Origin of the sequence: Methylophaga thalassica (genome assembly GCF_030159795.1) — a bacterium.
Classification (GTDB): domain Bacteria; phylum Pseudomonadota; class Gammaproteobacteria; order Nitrosococcales; family Methylophagaceae; genus Methylophaga; species Methylophaga thalassica.
In genome coordinates, this window is sequence record NZ_BSND01000003.1 from 108,129 (window position 1) to 125,855 (window position 17,727).

Below are 17,727 nucleotides of genomic sequence, written 5' to 3' on the forward strand. Positions count from 1 at the left end.
CAGATGCCTTCTTTTGATATCGTTTCTGAAGTGGATAAACATGAGCTTGCCAATGCAGTGGATCAGACAAATCGTGAATTGAAGAACAGGTTTGATTTTCGCGGAACTGACGCCAAAGTGGAACAGTCTGACAAAGTACTGACTATGCATGCTGAAAGTGATTTTCAGTTGGATCAACTGCTCGATATTTTGCGACTCAAGTTAGTTAAACGCGGTGTCGATGTGAGCTGTTTAGAGGTTAAAGATTCTGTTGGCAATGGAAAAATGCGTAAACAGGATGTATTAGTTAGAGAAGGTATTGATAAAGAGTTATCCCGGACTATCGTCAAGCTTATCAAAGAAAGTAAAGTGAAAGTGCAAGCCGCTGTTCAGGGAGAAAGTGTCAGGGTAACAGGCAAAAAACGTGATGAGTTACAAACGATTATTGCGATGTTAAAAAGTCACGATAAAATCGATATGCCACTGCAGTTTAATAATTTTAGAGATTAAAAGTCCCATGTTGAAATACACCATATTAGTCCTGTCCTTGTTAGGTGTCAGTGTTGTTCATGCCGATAATGATGAGCTACGTAAAAAAATAGAAAAGTCATTACAGGATGTGAAAGTAAGCAGCCTCAAAGCGATAGACGATACTGGACTTTACGAAGCGGTTATCAATGGACAAATCTTGTATTTTTCTAAAGATGGGCGTTATGTGATTCAGGGTGATATGGTTTCATTGGATTCAAGAACGAATCTAACTGAGCAACGCCGAGTCAGTTTACGCAAAGAAGCGCTTGATAAGCTCGATGAAAAAGACATGATTATTTTTGGTCCTGAAAAGGCCAAATATACGATTACTGTGTTTACCGATATTGATTGTGGCTACTGCCGCAAGATGCACTCGGAAATGGAAAAATACAATGATTTGGGAATTCGTGTGCGTTATATGTCTTTCCCAAGAGGCGGGATAGGCTCTAAATCTTACGATGATGCTGTTAATGTCTGGTGTGCTGCAGATAGACAAAAAGCCATGACCAAGGCTAAGCAAGGACAGGAAATCGCTACCAAAACTTGTGTTAATCCAGTCAAAACAGAATTTGAACTCGGACAACAATTAGGTGTACAGGGTACACCGTCGATCTTCCTTGAATCTGGTCAGATTCTGCCTGGTTATTTGCCACCTGAAAAGTTAATTCAGGTGCTAGATGAGAACTCAAAAAAATCGTAAAGATTGTTGCTGATGATTAAGTCGGTGATCATGTAAGGTAAGTTGCTGATCATCGACTAATAGATAGCTGACTTTATCTTCCCAATCACCTAATACAATTCGATAGGCATCGCTATTGTTGGTTAATGAGACTTGATGAATGGCTGGACGATGGGTATGGCCATGAATCAGTAGTTTGACATTATTCTCAAGCATAACTTTCTCAACCTCTGCTTGATTCACATCCATGATCTGGCTCGATTTATATTGTTTCTTTTGCTGGCTTTGCTGTTTGATCTTATCGGATATTTTTTGACGAAAGCGGGCGGGTAGTTTTAAAAAACACCACTGCAAAAAACGATTATTAACCACTCTGCGATAACGTTGATAGCCGACATCATCGATACATAAACTATCACCATGTAATAACAGTGCTGGTTGGCCTGCCAGTTCTAATTGATAGCCATCCTGAATTAAAGTGGCATTGACTGAATCGGCAAATCTTTTTCCCAGCATGAAATCACGATTGCCGACCATAAGATAAAGTTTTACACCTGCTTGCGTTAAAGATCGCAGTGTTTCGATAAAGTCAGCAAATTCATCAGGAACTAAATCATCACCTAACCAGGTATTAAAAATATCACCCAGTATAAAAACGTCAGAGACGGTATCAGCTTGCTGTTGCAGAAAATGACAGGCAAGTGCGGTTAATTCAGGTCTGGCTGGGTTTAAGTGAAGATCGGAAATAAACAGTTTGGTCATGGGAGAGAAACCTGCTTGTAAAATAACAAGCAGGTTTTGTCTGATTAATTGATAACAGTTGCTTTAATGATGACGATATCTTCTGCAGGTACATCTTGATGAGGACCTCGCATGGTGGTATCGACTTCTCTTATGGCATCGACGACGTCCATGCCTTCAATCACTTCACCAAATACAGCATAGCCCCAACCGCTGGGCACTTTAGCCTGAAAATCGAGAAAACCGTTATCAACGGTATTAATAAAAAACTGAGCTGTAGCTGAGTGTGGGTCATTAGTTCTTGCCATAGCAACTGCGCCACGCTTATTGCTCAAACCATTATCAGCTTCATTTTCAATCGCTGCTTTTGTGGTTTTTTGCTGAAATTCTTGAGTAAAACCACCACCCTGAATCATAAAGTTTTTGATGACACGATGAAAAATCGTACCGTCATAGAAACCATCGTTGACATAACCAAGGAAGTTGGCAACCGTGACAGGTGCTTTATCTTCATTGAGTTCGATAACTATATCGCCAAGACTGGTTTCAAGTTTGACTTGTGGCATTTTGGATGTCCCATCTGCTTGTATTGAAAAAGAAAAAATGGCAAATAGCCAGCATAGCATTTGCATAAAACGTTTGATCATAAGGAAGTGTCCAGATCAATTTTAAAGTCGACATGATAGAGCAATATGCATTCTTATGGGAACAAAGTGATGGGTATGGGGACGACTTTTGTAAAGAGCCTGCATGATAAAACAGAAAATATAAGTAGTTGATGAGTCCGCTTAATGTTTGCTAACAAAGCAATAATCAACCAGTATTTAGAGCATTATTGAATCACTATTCAAAACAGCGCTGTTACCCAGCCCGGCGGAGAGCGTATAATGCGCGTTTTCATATAAATTTGTCATTCGATATGTCCGAATCTGCTGTTAATCATAATTTTATTCGTCCTATTATTCAGGAAGATCTTGATACTGGAAGGGTGACTGGAAAAATCGTCACACGTTTTCCACCTGAGCCAAATGGCTACCTGCATATTGGGCATGCCAAGTCCATCTGTCTGAACTTTGGTCTGGCCGAGGAGTTTGGCGGCGACTGTCATTTACGTTTCGATGATACCAATCCAGCAAAGGAAGAGCAGGAATTCATCGAAGCTATTAAAGAAGATGTACAGTGGCTTGGCTTTCAATGGGCGGGCGATGTACGTTATGCATCAAGCTACTTTGAACAGTTTTATGACTGGGCTATTCATCTGATCAAACAAGGCAAAGCCTATGTCTGTGATCTGACTGCTGAGCAAGCAAGTGAGTATCGTGGCTGGGCAACAAAGCCAGGTAAAGAGTCACCCTTCCGCAACCGTAGTGTTGAAGAAAATCTGACTTTGTTTGAAAAAATGAAACAGGGTGAGTTTGACGAAGGTTTTTGTGTGCTGCGAGCGAAGATTGATATGGCCTCGCCTAATATGAATATGCGTGATCCGATTTTGTATCGCATTCGCAAAAAAGCGCATCATCAAACCGGAGACAAGTGGTGTATCTACCCAAGCTATGATTTTGCACATGGGCAGGGCGATGCTATTGAAGGTGTGACGCACAGTATCTGTACGTTGGAGTTTCAGGATCACCGTCCATTATATGAATGGTTTATCGAAAATCTGCCTGTACCGTCACAGCCAAAACAATACGAATTTGGACGCTTAAATCTGAATTATACGGTGACCAGTAAGCGTAATCTCAAACAACTGGTTGATGAGCAGATTGTGGCTGGTTGGAATGATCCCCGAATGCCGACAATTTCTGGTATGCGCAGACGAGGCTACACTGCATCGGCTCTACGTTCATTTTGTAATGGTCTTGCTGTGGCAAAAACCGATGGTGTGGTCGATATTGCACAGTTGGAATTTGAGATTCGTGATGATCTGAATGAAAACGCAGCACGAGCGATGTGTGTACTCAATCCTTTAAAACTGACCATCACTAATGCAAGTGATGGCGTTGAATGGCTTGAAGTTGCTAATCATCCACAACAAGAGTCTATGGGATATCGCTCAGTACCTTTTACAAACACGATTTATATCGATGCGTCTGACTTTACAGAAGACACTAGTCTGAGCCGGAAAAAATTCAAACGTCTGGTGATAGGCGACTATGTGCGTTTACGTGGTGCTTATGTGATTAAAGCCGATGATGTCATCAAGAATGATAGCGGTGATGTGGTTGAAGTGATTGCTTCGTTAGTACCTAATACAGTGGGTCAGAATCCACCTGCTGAAATGAAACCCCGCGGTGTGATTCACTGGGTTTCAGCAACAGAAGGTAAGGAAGTTGAGCTGCGTTTATATGACAGATTGTTCCTGGCTGAAGCACCTGGAAAAGAAACAGGTAACTATCTGGACGATGTTAACCCTGACTCTCTGAAGGTGATTAAGGCTGTTGCGGAACCCGCTATTGTCAATTGCAAGCCAGAGACAGCTTTCCAGTTTGAACGAGAAGGTTATTTTGTCACTGATCGTTATGACCATAGCGTTGATTCGCCGGTATTTAACCTGACCATTGGTTTAAAAGAAGATACGTCAAAAAATAACTAATATGCTAAAAATCTATAATAGTCTCACCCGACAGAAAGAAGTGTTTAAACCCTTGCAGGAAGGCAAGGTCAATATGTATGTCTGTGGTATGACGGTGTATGACTTGTGTCATGTTGGTCATGCTCGTGTGATGGTGGTTTTTGATGTAGTGACACGCTATTTACGCGCATTAGGCTATAACGTTACCTACGTCAGAAATATTACCGATATCGACGATAAAATCATTAAACGCGCTGCAGAAAATGGCGAATCAATTCAGACATTAACTGAGCGTTACATTGATGAAATGCACAAGGATGCCGATGCCTTAGGTGTGCTTAGACCAGATATTGAGCCTAAAGCCACTGAGTCAATGACAGAAATATTGGCGATGATTGAGACCCTCATCAGTAAGGGACTTGCCTATAAAGCTGATAATGGTGATGTGTATTACGACGTTAGCCAGTTCAATGGTTATGGCAAATTATCGGGTCGTAATATTGAAGATCTTCGAGCCGGCGAACGTATAGCTGTCAATGAAGCAAAAACAGATCCATTGGATTTTGTTTTGTGGAAAGCTGCCAAGGCCGGTGAACCTGCTTGGAAATCTCCATGGGGTGATGGACGCCCTGGTTGGCATATTGAATGTTCTGCTATGTCAGCACATTGCCTAGGTGAGCAGTTTGATATTCATGGTGGTGGGCAGGATTTACAGTTTCCACACCATGAAAATGAAATAGCTCAATCCGAGGGAGCCCATGGTTGCCAGTCAGTGAATTACTGGATGCATAATGGCTTTGTGCGTATTGATGATGAAAAAATGTCTAAGTCTTTGGGTAATTTTTTTACTGTGCGTGAAGTCCTGGAACAGTATCCTGCAGAAGCTATTCGTTATTTTATTCTGTCGAGTCATTATCGTAGCCCTCTGAATTATGCCGAAGATCAGCTTGAACAAGCCAAAGCGGCGTTAACACGTTTTTATACAACCCTGCGTGATGTGGATACAACACAGAGGGTAAACTGGCAGGATGATAAAGAGTTTGGTGGACGTTTTAAAGCCGCCATGGATGATGATTTTAATACCGCATTAGCACTGTCGGTGATGGCTGATGTCAGACAAGCGATAAATAAGGCGAGAGAGCAGACACAATCTGAAATAGTCGCTTATCTTGCCGGTCTATTGTCATCTTTTGGTGACGTGCTAGGCCTTTTCCAGCAAGATGCCGATAAATTCCTGACAGGAGATAGCTCATCCGATCAATTAGCAGTTGATATCGATGGCTTAGTTGCTGAACGTAATCAGGCCAGAGCCGACAAAAACTGGGCTCTTGCCGATGAAATTCGTGATCAATTGACTGAAATGGGCATTGTGCTTGAGGATGCGGCCGGTAAAACGAGCTGGCGTCGACTATAAGAACATGCGCGCCTGCTTTTTTATAGCAGGCGCTTATATTTCTAGTTTTTATGTAAGGTTTCGGCGGCAAATAAGGTATTTTCCAGCAATGTCGCTACGGTCATTGGTCCAACACCTCCAGGTACTGGGGTTATCCAGCTGGCTTTTTCTTTTGCTTTTTCAAATTCAACATCACCAGTCAGTTTGCCATTGTCTAAGCGGTTAATACCCACATCAATGACAATAGCTCCCTGTTTTATCCATTCACCTGGAATAAAGTTGGGTTTGCCTACGGCAACCACTAATAAGTCAGCACGGCGAACTTGTTCTTCCAGATTATTAGTCCAGCGATGACAAACGGTAGTTGTGCAACCGGCGAGTAATAATTCCAACGCCATAGGACGACCAACAATATTTGATGCACCTACTACAACTGCTTCGAGTCCTTTGAGATCAACACCGGTAGTGCGAAGCAAAGAAATCACGCCTTTTGGGGTGCAAGGTCTGAGTTGTGGATTGCGTTGAGCAAGACGGCCAATATTGTATGGATGGAAACCATCGACGTCTTTATGTGGGGCGATTCGTTCAATCACCGTTTCCGCAGAAATGTGTTGAGGCAAAGGTAACTGCACCAGAATGCCATCTATATCGTCATCTTGATTTAATTTATCAATCAGAGAGAGTAACTCTTCTTCGGTCGCTGTTTCTGGAAGATCATAGGCTTCAGATTTGAATCCAATTTCTTCACAGCTTTTTCGTTTGCTACCTACATAGACCTGCGATGCCGGATTAGCGCCTATCAATATGACCGCAAGACCTGGACGACGTTTTCCTTCTGCTAATCGTTCTGCCGTCGCTAATTTCAATTGTTGTTTCAGGTCAGCTGCAACTGCCTTGCCATCGATAATCTTTGCGCTCATTCATCATTCCCGCTTATGCAAAAGCGGCTATGATCGCATGATGTGAGCTGAACAGCAAAAAATATCAAAACAGTGATTGACTCTTAAATTCTAACCACGTATTATTTCGCCTTCTTCGGGGATGACTTCTCGAATTAAGTCGGGGCATAGCGCAGTCTGGTAGCGCATCTGGTTTGGGACCAGAGGGTCGGGAGTTCGAATCTCTCTGCCCCGACCACTTCTTAACTTATGTCCTCGCTTAGTAAAAATCACATGCGCCCGTAGCTCATCTGGATAGAGCATCGGCCTTCTAAGCCGAGGGTAGCAGGTTCGAGTCCTGCCGGGCGTACCATTTATTCAACGATTTCATAGATAGTAGTCACTAACTACTTTCGCCATTCTCCCGTTTTACTTTCGCCATAATGCCACTACTCTGCATTTCGTGCGACTCTGTTTCTTCTCCTAAATAGTCCCTTATATAGCTGCGCGTTTGTGCTTCTGTTGAGTGTCCAAGCAGTCTACGTGTCGCTTCTATCCCTTCTTTTTTATATTAACTAATCACACGAGTCCAGAAGAGGTTATTATCGGTGACTACTGGTCTGACGAGAAATGTGCAGAAATTGAAAAAATCGTTGTTACAGAAGGTCAGATAAGCCTTGCTAGATGCCTGTCTGACACGATTACACAAAATCAATTCGATGCTTTATCGCTTTTTGCTCACAACGTTGGTAATCCTAACGCCTGCGCCAGTCGTGCAGTCGGGCTTATGTGGCAGGGTAAGCACTATGAAGGCTGTAGAGCTTTAGCCTATTCGCCATCAAATAGGCCTGTTTGGTCATATGTTGGTAAAACCTATATTCAAGGTCTGCATAACCGGCGCATAAAGGAATATAAAATCTGTGCCACAGGATTAAGACAATGAAAACCTATCTAGCGATATTTCTTGTCGGTTGTGCATTAGGCGCCTTAGTTAATGGATGGCGTTTAAATGCAAACATGGCAGATCTAAGAACAGCTCACTCAGATAAGTTAAAAGAAATATCTGATAAAGCATTACAGACGCAGCAATCGTTACAAGCCGAGCTAGACGCAAACGAAAAGCTATGGGCTACAGCAGAAGCAATTCAATACCAAACTATATTAGAGGCCAGAAATGAAATTGATAATCTTCGCGATGCTGTTAATGATAAGTCTAAGCAGCTGCTCGTCAATGCAACCTGTTCAGCAGCCGGTAGCGATAACGTGTCCGAAACCGGCACCGATTCCAGCTTGGGCGAAAGAGCCGCCCCCCGACTTACTAAAGACGCTGAACCATATTATTACACCCTCATCGAGCAAATAGTAACTATGACAGCCCAGCTTAATTATTATCAGGCAAGGTGCGAGTAACCAATCAGCTACTAGCTTGTCAGGCTAGATTAAGATAATATCCTGTTCGCTTTTTGTTTGATCTCATCAACCCTTGACTCATGCACAGCAAAATAATTTGTTGTTCGTCTTGGATATTGATGCGAGTCCAAAAATCCATCCAAGCTCAATGGCTTGGCATTATGAGCTAAACGATTAGGTATAAAAATCTTATAGCCGATCGAGTCAAAAAACTCCCACATTTGTTTTTTTGTATAACCTAATACCTCTCCAGGAGCCGACTCAAACATAATTGTAGGGTGAAGTTTATTGATTAATTTTACACCCCCTTTTAAAGCGCCAAGTTCTGCACCCTCTATATCAATCTTGATTACATCAACATTGCGGTCGTCGATCAGCGTATCAATAGTGCTAACGTCAACGTCAATTTCTACTGTGTCATTAGATTTATTGAGTGAGCTATACCCGCTCAATTTTTCGTTTACATAAAATTTAGCTTTTCCGGCGGCATCTGATACGGCATAGTTAAAAATGGTAATGTCTGGAAATTTTTTCGTTAACTTTTCTGCTTTATTTGGCATTGCTTCAAAAGCGATTATTTTTGATTTTCTGTGATGCTTTACTTCAGATATAACAGAGCCGATGTGTGAGCCAACGTCAATAAATGTTTTGTCATCATCACATAATCTAACAAGAAGATAAGTTGCTAGATAGTCGTTTAACTCAGTACCTATAGACGGTGATGATTTTAGTGAGCTTAAAACTAAAGATAATCGCGATCTAGCTTCAAGCAGAAAACAATCAAGCCCTGTTCCAATTATAAATTCCTTTAACATATTAAATCCTTCTTTTAGTGTTTGATTGCTTTCGCCATAAAATAAAAAAGCATTATCAAACAAAATGATAAAAATTGAAAATTTTAACTTAGGCGAAAGTGGATTGTTTGCTAACTATCTAATTTTGCGTGAATATTTGGCGGCCTTCTAAGCCGATGGTAGCAGGTTCGAGTCCTGCCGGGCGTACCATATCTCAAGTCATTTCCTGCGGTTTTCTAATCTCATCACTTTCGCCATCGCCGATAGCCTAAGCTTTCATTCAAATTTACTTCATCATTGCTATTGGCGCATCACATTAAGTTTATGGTTTCTAGTATTTCTAACTTTAAATGTTTGACTGAATTTCTATGGTTCTGATCCTGTGAGGACTAAGCTAAAACCCTTATTGTCTCTACTGCATAATGAAAATCAGCAAGCAGTTAATATCATCTGCAGATAGTTTGAGCTGAATATGCCTTATCAACACTAGCTCGTTAGTCTAGATATAGTTGTAAATGAGAGTAAGACAAAATTAGCCTTATCTTGTGCTTGCAACTCTAAAGGATAATCATTATTATTACCGCCTTCGATTTGTCGCGTGCGTCATTAAGGTCTACAAGTTTGCTAGTAGGAACACTGATATTTAATTTAAATAGATTGATATGTCAGGGTTATGAAGGTATTGAGCCTGGCTGATTAATGGAGAAAAGTCAGTCATAGTGGTGTAGCTGAGCTCAATTCTGCTTATGTAGCTTGTCAATGCAGTAAAAGTAGGAATTAATTTTCTGGCGGTACTGATTAGGTTGATAAAGTCCTAAGTATGAGTTTGAGCATCTCATCAATAGCGTTTTCTAGTTGGTCAGAAGCCACTTTTGATCTAAAACTAAGACTTTGGCCTTCTGCCTTAAGCTTAAGTAACCTGTGCGCTAAGTTATAGTCCGACTCAATCTGCAATTACTAGACTTGATTCCCTGTCAGGGAAAGCGATGTATCATTTTTAATATTATATTGAATACTAATTGTTCGTATTTTCATTTATAGGGTGAAGGAATCTTAATGGCAAAAAAAGAGACAAAATTGAGGCGTAGTGACTTTACTAGTCGAGTCAATAGTCAAAAATGGGTGATGTCGACATTGGCTATGGCACTATCATCAGCAATGACTACACCAGCCTTTGCTGAAGAAGTCGATCTCGATACCGTAGTTATAGAGGGAGACAAATCTACTGCAGAAAGTAATCCTTACGCAGAGCCTGATGCGCCTTATAAAGCCAACCATTTATCTGATAACAAGCGTACGCGCGACATTGCCGAAACGCCACAAACCATGACTGTTTTGACAAAAGAGTCGATTATCGACTCAGGTAAGACAGAATTAAAAGATATTCTGAGCGCACAGCCTGGCATTACATTGGGTACGGGTGAGGGCGGTAATTCTTTCGGTGACCGTTATATTATTCGAGGCTACGAAGCGCGTAATGATGTATTTACTGATGGCTTGCGTGATCCTGGGCTTATCACCCGTGAAACTTTTGCACTAGAGCAAGTTGAAATTACAAAAGGTCCTAGTTCAACATTTGCAGGGCGTGGGTCTACTGGTGGTGCCGTAAATAGTGTGACTAAAAAGGCGAGTCTGGATGATGACTTTACAACGCTATCGGGTGGACTGGGTACGGATGAATATCAGCGCTATACCCTGGATACGAATAAAGTGCTAAGCGATGACTTCGCTGTTCGCTTTAATGCTTTATACAGTGAGGCAGATGTGCCTGATCGTGATCCAGCAGAAAAACGACGCCAAGGTGCTTTGTTGTCTGCAGTTTATCAGCCGACCGATGAACTTAGCCTGACAGCAGATTATTATCACTTTCGTGCCGATGATCGAACGGATCCGGGTGTTGCTCTGGACCAAGATACCAACAAAATACTTAAGTATGATTATGTTGGCCAGGACGGACTAGACTTCCAACATTCTAAGGCAGATATTTTTACATTTGGTTTTGATGTTGAGTTAACAGAGGGCATGCGATTAGAAAATAAATCTCGTGTTGGTAAAACTGAAAACGAGTATATCGTGACTGCCTATAGTGCTCGCTCAGCAGGTACACGATCATTCACCGGTTGGCAGGAAAATGATTACCTTGGCAACCAGACAAACTTAATTATCGATCAGAACCTTTGGGGCAAACGCCATACCATAGTTACAGGTATTGAATTTGCTAAAGAAGAAATGGATGCCGGGAATTATGATGTTAACCCATCGAGCGTAGCGGTTGACCCATACAATCCCAACAATAATGCTTGGTCGGGTACGGCTAGTAGAAACGATGCATCGACTCAGTTAGAGCTGAAGACAGTCTCTGCTTATTTGATGGATACAATCACCCTGAATGAAGATTGGGAAGTCTTCGCTGGGATTCGTTACGATTATTTCGATTATGATCTGTGGACAGCTGCTAGGAATGGTCGCGGAGGACCTCAACCTGAAATGGATCGTAGCTACAGCGATGGTTTCTGGAATGGTCACACCGGCGTTGTGTTCTCGCCCTGGAAAAACGGTAATATCTATGCCAGCTGGAGCACTTCTTCCAATATCAATGGTGGTGAAGCTGATGCTGGTGGCAGTTGTGGTTATGGTGGTTTGTGTTCAGACTCTGATGGCAACTATAAGAGTGCGGATCCTGAGCAGTCTACCAATTTAGAAATTGGTACCAAATGGAACCTGCTTGAGAACAACTTGTTGTTAACAGCTGCGGTGTTTCAAATCACTAAAGATGACGTTATTGAAGGTGGGAATGACTCATATTCAGGTGGTGGTAGTCTTAACACGGGTGAAAACCGTGTTCGTGGTATCGAACTTGGCCTATCGGGTAACATCACAGATAGGTTGAGTGGTCAAATGGGGCTTGCCTTGATGCATTCAGAAACACTGAAAGCCTTTGATCCTGCTGATGAAGGAAAACCAAAAGCTAACTTCGCAAAACGTAGCTTTAATGGTCAATTAAAATATCAGGCCACGCAAAAATTCGCCTTTGGTGGTGTGGTGACCTATTCCAGTGGCATGTTTGGCGGACAACCAGATGCGGCAGCTAACACGGATATCAGTATTCCTGGATATATTGTTTATGATGCCTTTGCTTCTTATGAAATCAACGACAACATGACAGTCCGTGCCAATATTCTTAACTTGTTTGATAAGGATTACTACACCGCGTTATATCGAGGTGGCAGCATCGTCTATAAAGGTGATGCAAGAAGCGCCAATGTCAATCTGACCTATAAATTCTGATCAGGTTATTATAACGGGCCTCCGGGCCCGTTTTTTTTGGAGCTAATAACATGCTAATGGTTATACCTGAGGTGTTCTCAAAAACTGATCTCAGCAAACTCAATGAACACTTAGCAAAAGGAGAATGGCTTGATGGTAAGATAACAGCTGGAGCACAAGCCAGCGCTGTTAAACAGAATCAGCAGTTGGATGAAAGCTCAACACTCGCACATCACCTCGGCGATATTGTGTTGGATGCACTAGCTCAACAACCTCTATTTATGTCGGCTGCCTTGCCACTTAAAATCTTTCCTCCGATGTTTAATCGATACCAAGGTAAACAAACCTATGGTAACCATGTCGATAATGCCATCCGTTTTGTACCAGGCACACCAACGCGTGTGCGTAGCGATCTTTCTGCTACCTTATTTCTGAGTGAACCTGACGATTATAAAGGGGGGGAACTGGTTATTCAGGAGCAATTTGGTGAGCAGAACATAAAACTTAATGCAGGGGATCTCATTCTGTATCCTTCAAGTAGTCTGCATCAAGTTAAGCCTGTCATTGATGGCGAACGCCTTGCTTGCGTTATGTGGATGCAAAGTATGGTTCGTGACAATGAGCAACGTCAGATCTTGTTTGATCTGGATCAGAGTATCCAATCATTAACGACACAACATGAGCACCAACATCAGGATATTATGCGTTTAACCAACATCTATCAAAACCTGTTAAGACAATGGGCTGAGACGTAAGTATGGAAAAATCATTAAAGACGCCACTCAACTCGATACCACAGGACTTAGTTTGTGCTGCTGACTATGCTCGCTATGCGAAACAACATTTAAGTCATGCTGTGTATGAATACGTTGTCGGTGGCGGAGCTGATGAAATCACCTTGAGACGTAATCGCCAGAAATTAGATGAGTATTTCATTCTACCTTCCGTGTTGAAGGATTGTACAAAAGGAGGAACACATACCACCGTGCTTGGACAGCCTTTTCGTCACCCTTTGATGTTAGCCCCTGTCGCTTTTCAGCAGCTTGCTCATCCACAAGCTGAGTTAGCGACAGCAGAAGCTGCCAATCACTTAGAGACAGGTATGATGGTCAGTACACTAGCGACATGTTCTCTCGAAGATATTGCTGCAAGTACATCCCAAACGAAATGGTTTCAGCTCTATTTTCAGCAAGATAAAGAGTTTACGCTGAGTTTGGTCAGACGTGCAGAGCAGGCTGGCTATGGTGCCTTAGTTGTCACTGTCGATGCTTCTCTGCATGGTATCCGTAATCGTGCTCAGCGTGCTGGCTTTGTTTTACCTGAAGGGGTAGAGGCTGTGAATCTTAAAGATCGGCCTCCTCTGCCAAGACAAAGCTTTGAGCCCAGTCAGAGTGTTGTTTTTCAGGGCATGATGAGTGAAGCACCAGTTTGGGAGGATATTCGTTGGCTGCAAAAACAGACGACGCTTCCCATTATCCTGAAAGGCATTCTGTCGCCCATTGATGCCGTGCAAGCCCGAGAGTTGAGACTAGCTGGCGTAGTGGTGTCAAACCATGGTGGTCGTACTCTGGATTGCGTGCCATCATCCATTGAGATGTTGCCTGTTATAAGAGAAGCGGTGGGTACTGATTTTGTGGTTCTTTATGATGGCGCTGTAGAACGCGGTACGGATACTTTTAAAGCGCTGGCTCTGGGAGCTGATTTAGTTTGTCTCGGGCGGCCGCAATTTTACGCTTTGGCAGTAGCGGGGGCACTAGGTGTTGCCCATTTATTGAGGATTCTACGCGAAGAGTTGGAAGTGACGATGAGCTTGGCTGGTACCCCAACAATCGATAGTATTACTTCTCATTCACTTCAATATTAAACTGGCCTAAACAAGTTCTTACTGTAATAAATAGTGACTAACAAACTATCTTTCTTAATGTAGATAGCTTTTACGTAGCTTTGCATTAATTGAAATGATGTGTCGACATTCGTAAAAAACACAGCTTCTGCGTTGCTTCCAGTTCTCACTAATGCTACTTTTAGCTGGCAAATATTCAATTCACTCAAATAGAAGAGCTATCTGTGTCAAGGAAAACACTTTTTGTTACCGGAGGGGCTGGATTCATTGGTTCAGCTTTAATTCGCCGTCTTATTGAACTCAGTGATTACCACATCGTTAATATTGATAAATTGACCTACGCAGGTAATCTTGAATCACTTCTATCTGTTGCAGACAACGCTCATTATCACTTTGAACAGGCTGATATATGCGATGCCGAAACAATGGCGGCATTATTTACACAGTATCAACCCACAGCGATAATGCACTTAGCAGCAGAATCCCATGTCGATCGCTCGATTGATGGTCCGGCTGATTTTGTGCAAACTAATTTAGTGGGTACCTACGTTTTATTAGAAGCGGCCAGACAGTACTGGAAAACGCTTGATAAAGACGCTGCGGCACAATTTCGTTTCCATCATATCTCCACCGATGAGGTATACGGCACCTTAGGTGAAACAGGCTTGTTTGAAGAGACAACACCTTATCAACCAAATTCACCCTATTCAGCGACCAAAGCAGGGAGTGATCACTTGGTTCGTGCCTGGCATCACACCTATGGTCTACCCGTTGTCATGACCAACTGCTCTAATAATTACGGTCCCTATCAGTTTCCTGAAAAATTGATTCCACTGATTATCAATAATGCATTGGTGGGCAAACCCTTACCAGTCTATGGCAAAGGCGATAATATCCGTGATTGGTTGTATGTGGATGATCACGCGGATGCCTTACAGCTTGTTTTGGAACAAGGGAAGCTGGGCGAAAGCTATAATATTGGCGGCTTTAACGAACATACCAATCTTGATGTTGTGCATCGTGTTTGTGACATTCTGGATGAGTTATTACCCGAATCTGAACATTGTCCTCATCGAGATTTGATTACTTTTGTTACTGATCGTCCGGGACATGATCAACGCTATGCTATTGATGCCAGCAAAATTGAGCGTGAACTAGGCTGGAAACCAAAAGAAACGTTTGCGAGTGGCTTACGGAAAACGGTTGAATGGTATATCAATAACCGTGAATGGAATGAACGTGTTATGGACGGTAGTTATCAGCAAGAACGTCTTGGTCTGGGAGAACAGGCATCATGAGTCAGCGTAAAGGCATTATTCTCGCCGGTGGCAGTGGTACGCGTTTACATCCAGTCACACAGTCCATAAGTAAACAGTTACTCCCTGTTTATGACAAACCCATGATTTATTATCCTCTGTCGACATTAATGCTGGCAGGGATGAGAGAAATTTGCATTATTTCAACCCCCCAAGATACACCGCGGCTGCAACAACTGTTAGGTGACGGTAGGCAGTGGGGGCTTGAGTTAAGTTACGTCGTACAGGAAAAACCGGAGGGGATTGCTCAGGCGTTTACTTTAACAAAAGGCTTTATAGGCGATAGCAGCACAGCCTTGGTTTTGGGCGATAATGTCTATTATGGACATGACCTAGCTGACTTGATGTCTGAAGCCGACGACAGAAGTAATGGGGCAACCGTGTTTGCCTACCCAGTGTTTGATCCTGAGCGTTATGGTGTTGTTGAGTTTGATGATGCTGGTAAAGCGTTAAGTATCGAAGAAAAACCTGCTAAACCTAAATCCCGCTATGCGATTACCGGACTTTATTTTTATGATAATCAGGTTGTTGATATCGCTGAAAATCTCAAACCGTCAGCGCGTGGAGAATACGAAATAACGGATGTCAATCAGCGCTATCTTGATATGGGCAAATTGCATGTAGAGGTGATGGGCAGGGGAATGGCCTGGCTGGATACTGGTACACATGATTCGCTACTTGAAGCCTCCCAATTTATTCAAACCATAGAAAAACGCCAAGGTCTGAAAGTGATGTGTCCGGAAGAAATTGCATATCGTCAAGGCTATATTGATGCTGATCAGTTATTGGCATTAGCAAAACCACTGATAAAAAGTGGTTATGGCGATTATCTAATGAACTTAATTCACGAAAAGATTTATTAAATGCAAGTCATAGAAACGACACTGCCTGATGTAAAAATCCTTAAACCCAGAGTATTTGGCGATGAGCGCGGTTTTTTCATGGAAAGCTTCAATAAAAAACAATTTGAAGCGCTCACTGGCGTAGACACCGAATTTGTTCAGGATAATCACTCACGCTCTTCACAAAATGTATTACGTGGACTGCATTACCAGATTAAACATGCACAAGGTAAATTAGTCCGTGTGATCGCCGGCGAGGTCTATGACGTTGCTGTCGATCTACGGCAGTCATCATCGACATTTGGTCAGTGGGTAGGCGTGCATCTAAAGGCGGAAAACCATGATATGCTGTGGGTGCCTCCAGGCTTTGCTCATGGCTTTTTTGTGTTAAGTGAATCTGCTGATTTCTTGTATAAAACGACAGATTATTATGCGCCTGAGCATGAACGCTGTTTGTTATGGAATGATCCTGCTTTGGATATTGATTGGCCTTTATTAGACAAGTTGCCTTCTCTATCGGCAAAAGATCAGCAGGGATTACATTTTAACGAAGCGGAATTTTACGATTAATGCGGATTTTAATAACCGGAAAACGGGGTCAGGTCGGGCACGAGTTAACAAAAAGTCTTTCGTGTCTTGGCGATATTATTGCCACAGATAGTCAAACACTCGATTTAAGCAAGACAGAAGAGTTAGCTGAAAAAGTAGAAATATTGGCACCTGACCTAATCGTCAATGCGGCAGCCTATACAGCTGTTGATAAAGCTGAGACTGAACAAGAACTGGCATATAAGGTCAATGCTCTTGCCCCACAGATATTAGCTGAAGTCGCCAAAAATCGTGATATCCCGCTTATTCATTACTCAACCGATTATGTATTTAATGGCAGTGGTGATAAAGCCTGGACCGAAGATGCGGAAACTCAGCCACTCAATGTGTATGGCAGAACAAAGTTGGCAGGTGAATTGGCTATTAGTAATGCCTCAGATAAATATCTGATCTTCAGAACCAGTTGGGTCTATGGTGCAAGAGGGGCTAACTTCCTCAATACGATGAAAAGGTTAGCGATTGATAAGGTGCAGTTATCTATTGTTCACGACCAGGTCGGTACACCAACATGGGCTCGTCACATCGCTGATGTAACGGCGCAAGTCATCTCGCAAAGTCACCAACAAACAGACTTCTGGCAGAGCCATAGCGGTGTATACCATCTATCTGGTGCCGGTCGTGCCAGTTGGTTTGATTTTGCCCAGCAAATATTTAATTTAATGGCTGCACAAGGACACTCAGTGCCGAAGCTTCATCCTATCACTACGCGTGATTATCCAACGCCGGCAAATCGTCCAGCTAATTCTTTACTCGATAATACAAAGTTAAAACAACATTTTGACCTTGCTTTGCCAGACTGGCAAACCACACTGGAGTGGGTAATGAGCGGAAAAGAGTGATAATCTTCTGTCTTCTTGAAGTGTATTAGCCAAA

At 42.5% G+C, this 17,727-nt stretch carries 17 protein-coding genes and 2 tRNA genes; 15 read left to right on the forward strand and 4 right to left on the reverse strand.

Going from position 1 to position 17,727, the window contains the following annotated elements:
- Window positions 1–3 precede the first annotated feature (3 nt).
- Both QQL60_RS00580 and QQL60_RS00585 read left to right on the forward strand, forming a co-directional pair.
- The gene (locus QQL60_RS00580; protein WP_007145955.1) at window positions 4–489 is read left to right on the forward strand and encodes a YajQ family cyclic di-GMP-binding protein; all 486 of its coding nucleotides are present in this window, start codon (window positions 4–6) and stop codon (window positions 487–489) included.
- A gap of 7 nt (window positions 490–496) precedes the next feature.
- Window positions 497–1,210, forward strand: a complete 714-nt coding sequence (locus tag QQL60_RS00585; RefSeq protein WP_007145954.1) for a DsbC family protein — start codon at window positions 497–499, stop codon at window positions 1,208–1,210.
- Here the strand turns inward: QQL60_RS00585 and QQL60_RS00590 are convergent.
- Both QQL60_RS00590 and QQL60_RS00595 read right to left on the reverse strand, forming a co-directional pair.
- The gene (locus tag QQL60_RS00590; protein ID WP_284722085.1) at window positions 1,196–1,951 is read right to left on the reverse strand and encodes a UDP-2,3-diacylglucosamine diphosphatase; all 756 of its coding nucleotides are present in this window, start codon (window positions 1,949–1,951) and stop codon (window positions 1,196–1,198) included. The genes QQL60_RS00585 and QQL60_RS00590 overlap by 15 nt on opposite strands.
- A gap of 44 nt (window positions 1,952–1,995) precedes the next feature.
- Window positions 1,996–2,577, reverse strand: coding sequence for a peptidylprolyl isomerase (locus tag QQL60_RS00595; RefSeq protein ID WP_284722086.1), 582 nt, complete (start codon window positions 2,575–2,577; stop codon window positions 1,996–1,998).
- Window positions 2,578–2,849: 272 nt separating this feature from the next.
- Here QQL60_RS00595 and QQL60_RS00600 point away from each other — a divergent pair, with 272 nt between their 5' ends.
- The gene (locus QQL60_RS00600; protein ID WP_284722087.1) at window positions 2,850–4,523 is read left to right on the forward strand and encodes a glutamine--tRNA ligase/YqeY domain fusion protein; all 1,674 of its coding nucleotides are present in this window, start codon (window positions 2,850–2,852) and stop codon (window positions 4,521–4,523) included.
- A 1-nt stretch (window position 4,524) separates the two neighbouring features.
- Window positions 4,525–5,916 carry a cysteine--tRNA ligase gene (gene cysS / locus QQL60_RS00605; protein ID WP_284722088.1) on the forward strand — a complete coding sequence of 464 codons (1,392 nt, stop codon included), beginning with the start codon at window positions 4,525–4,527 and terminating at the stop codon, window positions 5,914–5,916.
- A 41-nt stretch (window positions 5,917–5,957) separates the two neighbouring features.
- Here the strand turns inward: cysS and folD are convergent, their stop codons facing one another.
- Window positions 5,958–6,815: a bifunctional methylenetetrahydrofolate dehydrogenase/methenyltetrahydrofolate cyclohydrolase FolD gene (gene folD / locus QQL60_RS00610; protein ID WP_284722089.1), complete on the reverse strand. Its 858-nt coding sequence runs from the start codon at window positions 6,813–6,815 to the stop codon at window positions 5,958–5,960.
- Window positions 6,816–6,955: 140 nt separating this feature from the next.
- Here folD and QQL60_RS00615 point away from each other — a divergent pair.
- The 4 genes from QQL60_RS00615 (at window position 6,956) to QQL60_RS00625 (ending at window position 8,183) form a co-directional block, all read left to right on the forward strand.
- Window positions 6,956–7,032 (forward strand) — tRNA-Pro (locus tag QQL60_RS00615).
- A 37-nt stretch (window positions 7,033–7,069) separates the two neighbouring features.
- A tRNA-Arg gene (locus QQL60_RS00620) sits at window positions 7,070–7,146 on the forward strand.
- A 153-nt stretch (window positions 7,147–7,299) separates the two neighbouring features.
- Entirely contained in the window at window positions 7,300–7,716 is a 417-nt protein-coding gene (locus tag QQL60_RS15265; RefSeq protein ID WP_379007603.1) for a lysozyme, read from the forward strand.
- A complete protein-coding gene (locus QQL60_RS00625) occupies window positions 7,713–8,183 on the forward strand; it encodes a lysis system i-spanin subunit Rz (protein WP_284722090.1) in 471 nt (156 codons plus the stop codon). The genes QQL60_RS15265 and QQL60_RS00625 overlap by 4 nt, the downstream gene beginning before the upstream one ends.
- Before the next feature lie 29 nt (window positions 8,184–8,212).
- Here the strand turns inward: QQL60_RS00625 and QQL60_RS00630 are convergent, their stop codons facing one another.
- The gene (locus QQL60_RS00630; protein ID WP_284722091.1) at window positions 8,213–8,998 is read right to left on the reverse strand and encodes an FkbM family methyltransferase; all 786 of its coding nucleotides are present in this window, start codon (window positions 8,996–8,998) and stop codon (window positions 8,213–8,215) included.
- Window positions 8,999–10,033: 1,035 nt separating this feature from the next.
- Between QQL60_RS00630 and QQL60_RS00635 the strand changes: the two genes are divergently transcribed.
- The 7 genes from QQL60_RS00635 to rfbD all read left to right on the forward strand — a co-directional run bounded on the left by QQL60_RS00635 (window position 10,034) and on the right by rfbD (window position 17,693).
- Complete coding sequence (locus tag QQL60_RS00635; RefSeq protein ID WP_284722092.1) at window positions 10,034–12,265, forward strand: TonB-dependent receptor; 2,232 nt, start codon at window positions 10,034–10,036, stop codon at window positions 12,263–12,265.
- A 50-nt stretch (window positions 12,266–12,315) separates the two neighbouring features.
- Complete coding sequence (locus QQL60_RS00640) at window positions 12,316–12,999, forward strand: Fe2+-dependent dioxygenase (protein ID WP_284722093.1); 684 nt, start codon at window positions 12,316–12,318, stop codon at window positions 12,997–12,999.
- Between the two features lie 2 nt (window positions 13,000–13,001).
- Window positions 13,002–14,108, forward strand: coding sequence for an alpha-hydroxy acid oxidase (locus tag QQL60_RS00645; protein ID WP_284722094.1), 1,107 nt, complete (start codon window positions 13,002–13,004; stop codon window positions 14,106–14,108).
- Between the two features lie 203 nt (window positions 14,109–14,311).
- Window positions 14,312–15,385 (forward strand): dTDP-glucose 4,6-dehydratase, encoded by a 1,074-nt coding sequence (gene rfbB, locus QQL60_RS00650; RefSeq protein ID WP_284722095.1) that lies wholly within the window; start codon window positions 14,312–14,314, stop codon window positions 15,383–15,385.
- A complete protein-coding gene (gene rfbA, locus QQL60_RS00655; protein WP_007145947.1) occupies window positions 15,382–16,266 on the forward strand; it encodes a glucose-1-phosphate thymidylyltransferase RfbA in 885 nt (294 codons plus the stop codon). Before rfbB ends, rfbA begins: the two co-directional genes overlap by 4 nt.
- Complete coding sequence (gene rfbC / locus QQL60_RS00660; RefSeq protein WP_284722096.1) at window positions 16,267–16,815, forward strand: dTDP-4-dehydrorhamnose 3,5-epimerase; 549 nt, start codon at window positions 16,267–16,269, stop codon at window positions 16,813–16,815. It begins immediately after the preceding gene.
- On the forward strand, window positions 16,815–17,693 hold the full coding sequence (gene rfbD, locus QQL60_RS00665) for a dTDP-4-dehydrorhamnose reductase (protein WP_284722097.1): 879 nt from the start codon (window positions 16,815–16,817) through the stop codon (window positions 17,691–17,693). Before rfbC ends, rfbD begins: the two co-directional genes overlap by 1 nt.
- Window positions 17,694–17,727: the final 34 nt, after the last annotated feature.

Bases quoted from the DNA above. Each gene is read 5' to 3' on its own strand.
- QQL60_RS00580 (WP_007145955.1), top strand. From the start codon at position 4: ATGCCTTCTTTTGATATCGTTTCTGAAGTGGATAAACATGAGCTTGCC.
- QQL60_RS00585 (WP_007145954.1), top strand. From the start codon at position 497: ATGTTGAAATACACCATATTAGTCCTGTCCTTGTTAGGTGTCAGTGTT.
- QQL60_RS00590 (WP_284722085.1), bottom strand. From the start codon at position 1,951: ATGACCAAACTGTTTATTTCCGATCTTCACTTAAACCCAGCCAGACCT.
- QQL60_RS00595 (WP_284722086.1), bottom strand. From the start codon at position 2,577: ATGATCAAACGTTTTATGCAAATGCTATGCTGGCTATTTGCCATTTTT.
- QQL60_RS00600 (WP_284722087.1), top strand. From the start codon at position 2,850: ATGTCCGAATCTGCTGTTAATCATAATTTTATTCGTCCTATTATTCAG.
- cysS (WP_284722088.1), top strand. From the start codon at position 4,525: ATGCTAAAAATCTATAATAGTCTCACCCGACAGAAAGAAGTGTTTAAA.
- folD (WP_284722089.1), bottom strand. From the start codon at position 6,815: ATGAGCGCAAAGATTATCGATGGCAAGGCAGTTGCAGCTGACCTGAAA.
- QQL60_RS00625 (WP_284722090.1), top strand. From the start codon at position 7,713: ATGAAAACCTATCTAGCGATATTTCTTGTCGGTTGTGCATTAGGCGCC.
- QQL60_RS00630 (WP_284722091.1), bottom strand. From the start codon at position 8,998: ATGTTAAAGGAATTTATAATTGGAACAGGGCTTGATTGTTTTCTGCTT.
- QQL60_RS00635 (WP_284722092.1), top strand. From the start codon at position 10,034: ATGGCAAAAAAAGAGACAAAATTGAGGCGTAGTGACTTTACTAGTCGA.
- QQL60_RS00640 (WP_284722093.1), top strand. From the start codon at position 12,316: ATGCTAATGGTTATACCTGAGGTGTTCTCAAAAACTGATCTCAGCAAA.
- QQL60_RS00645 (WP_284722094.1), top strand. From the start codon at position 13,002: ATGGAAAAATCATTAAAGACGCCACTCAACTCGATACCACAGGACTTA.
- rfbA (WP_007145947.1), top strand. From the start codon at position 15,382: ATGAGTCAGCGTAAAGGCATTATTCTCGCCGGTGGCAGTGGTACGCGT.
- rfbC (WP_284722096.1), top strand. From the start codon at position 16,267: ATGCAAGTCATAGAAACGACACTGCCTGATGTAAAAATCCTTAAACCC.
- rfbD (WP_284722097.1), top strand. From the start codon at position 16,815: ATGCGGATTTTAATAACCGGAAAACGGGGTCAGGTCGGGCACGAGTTA.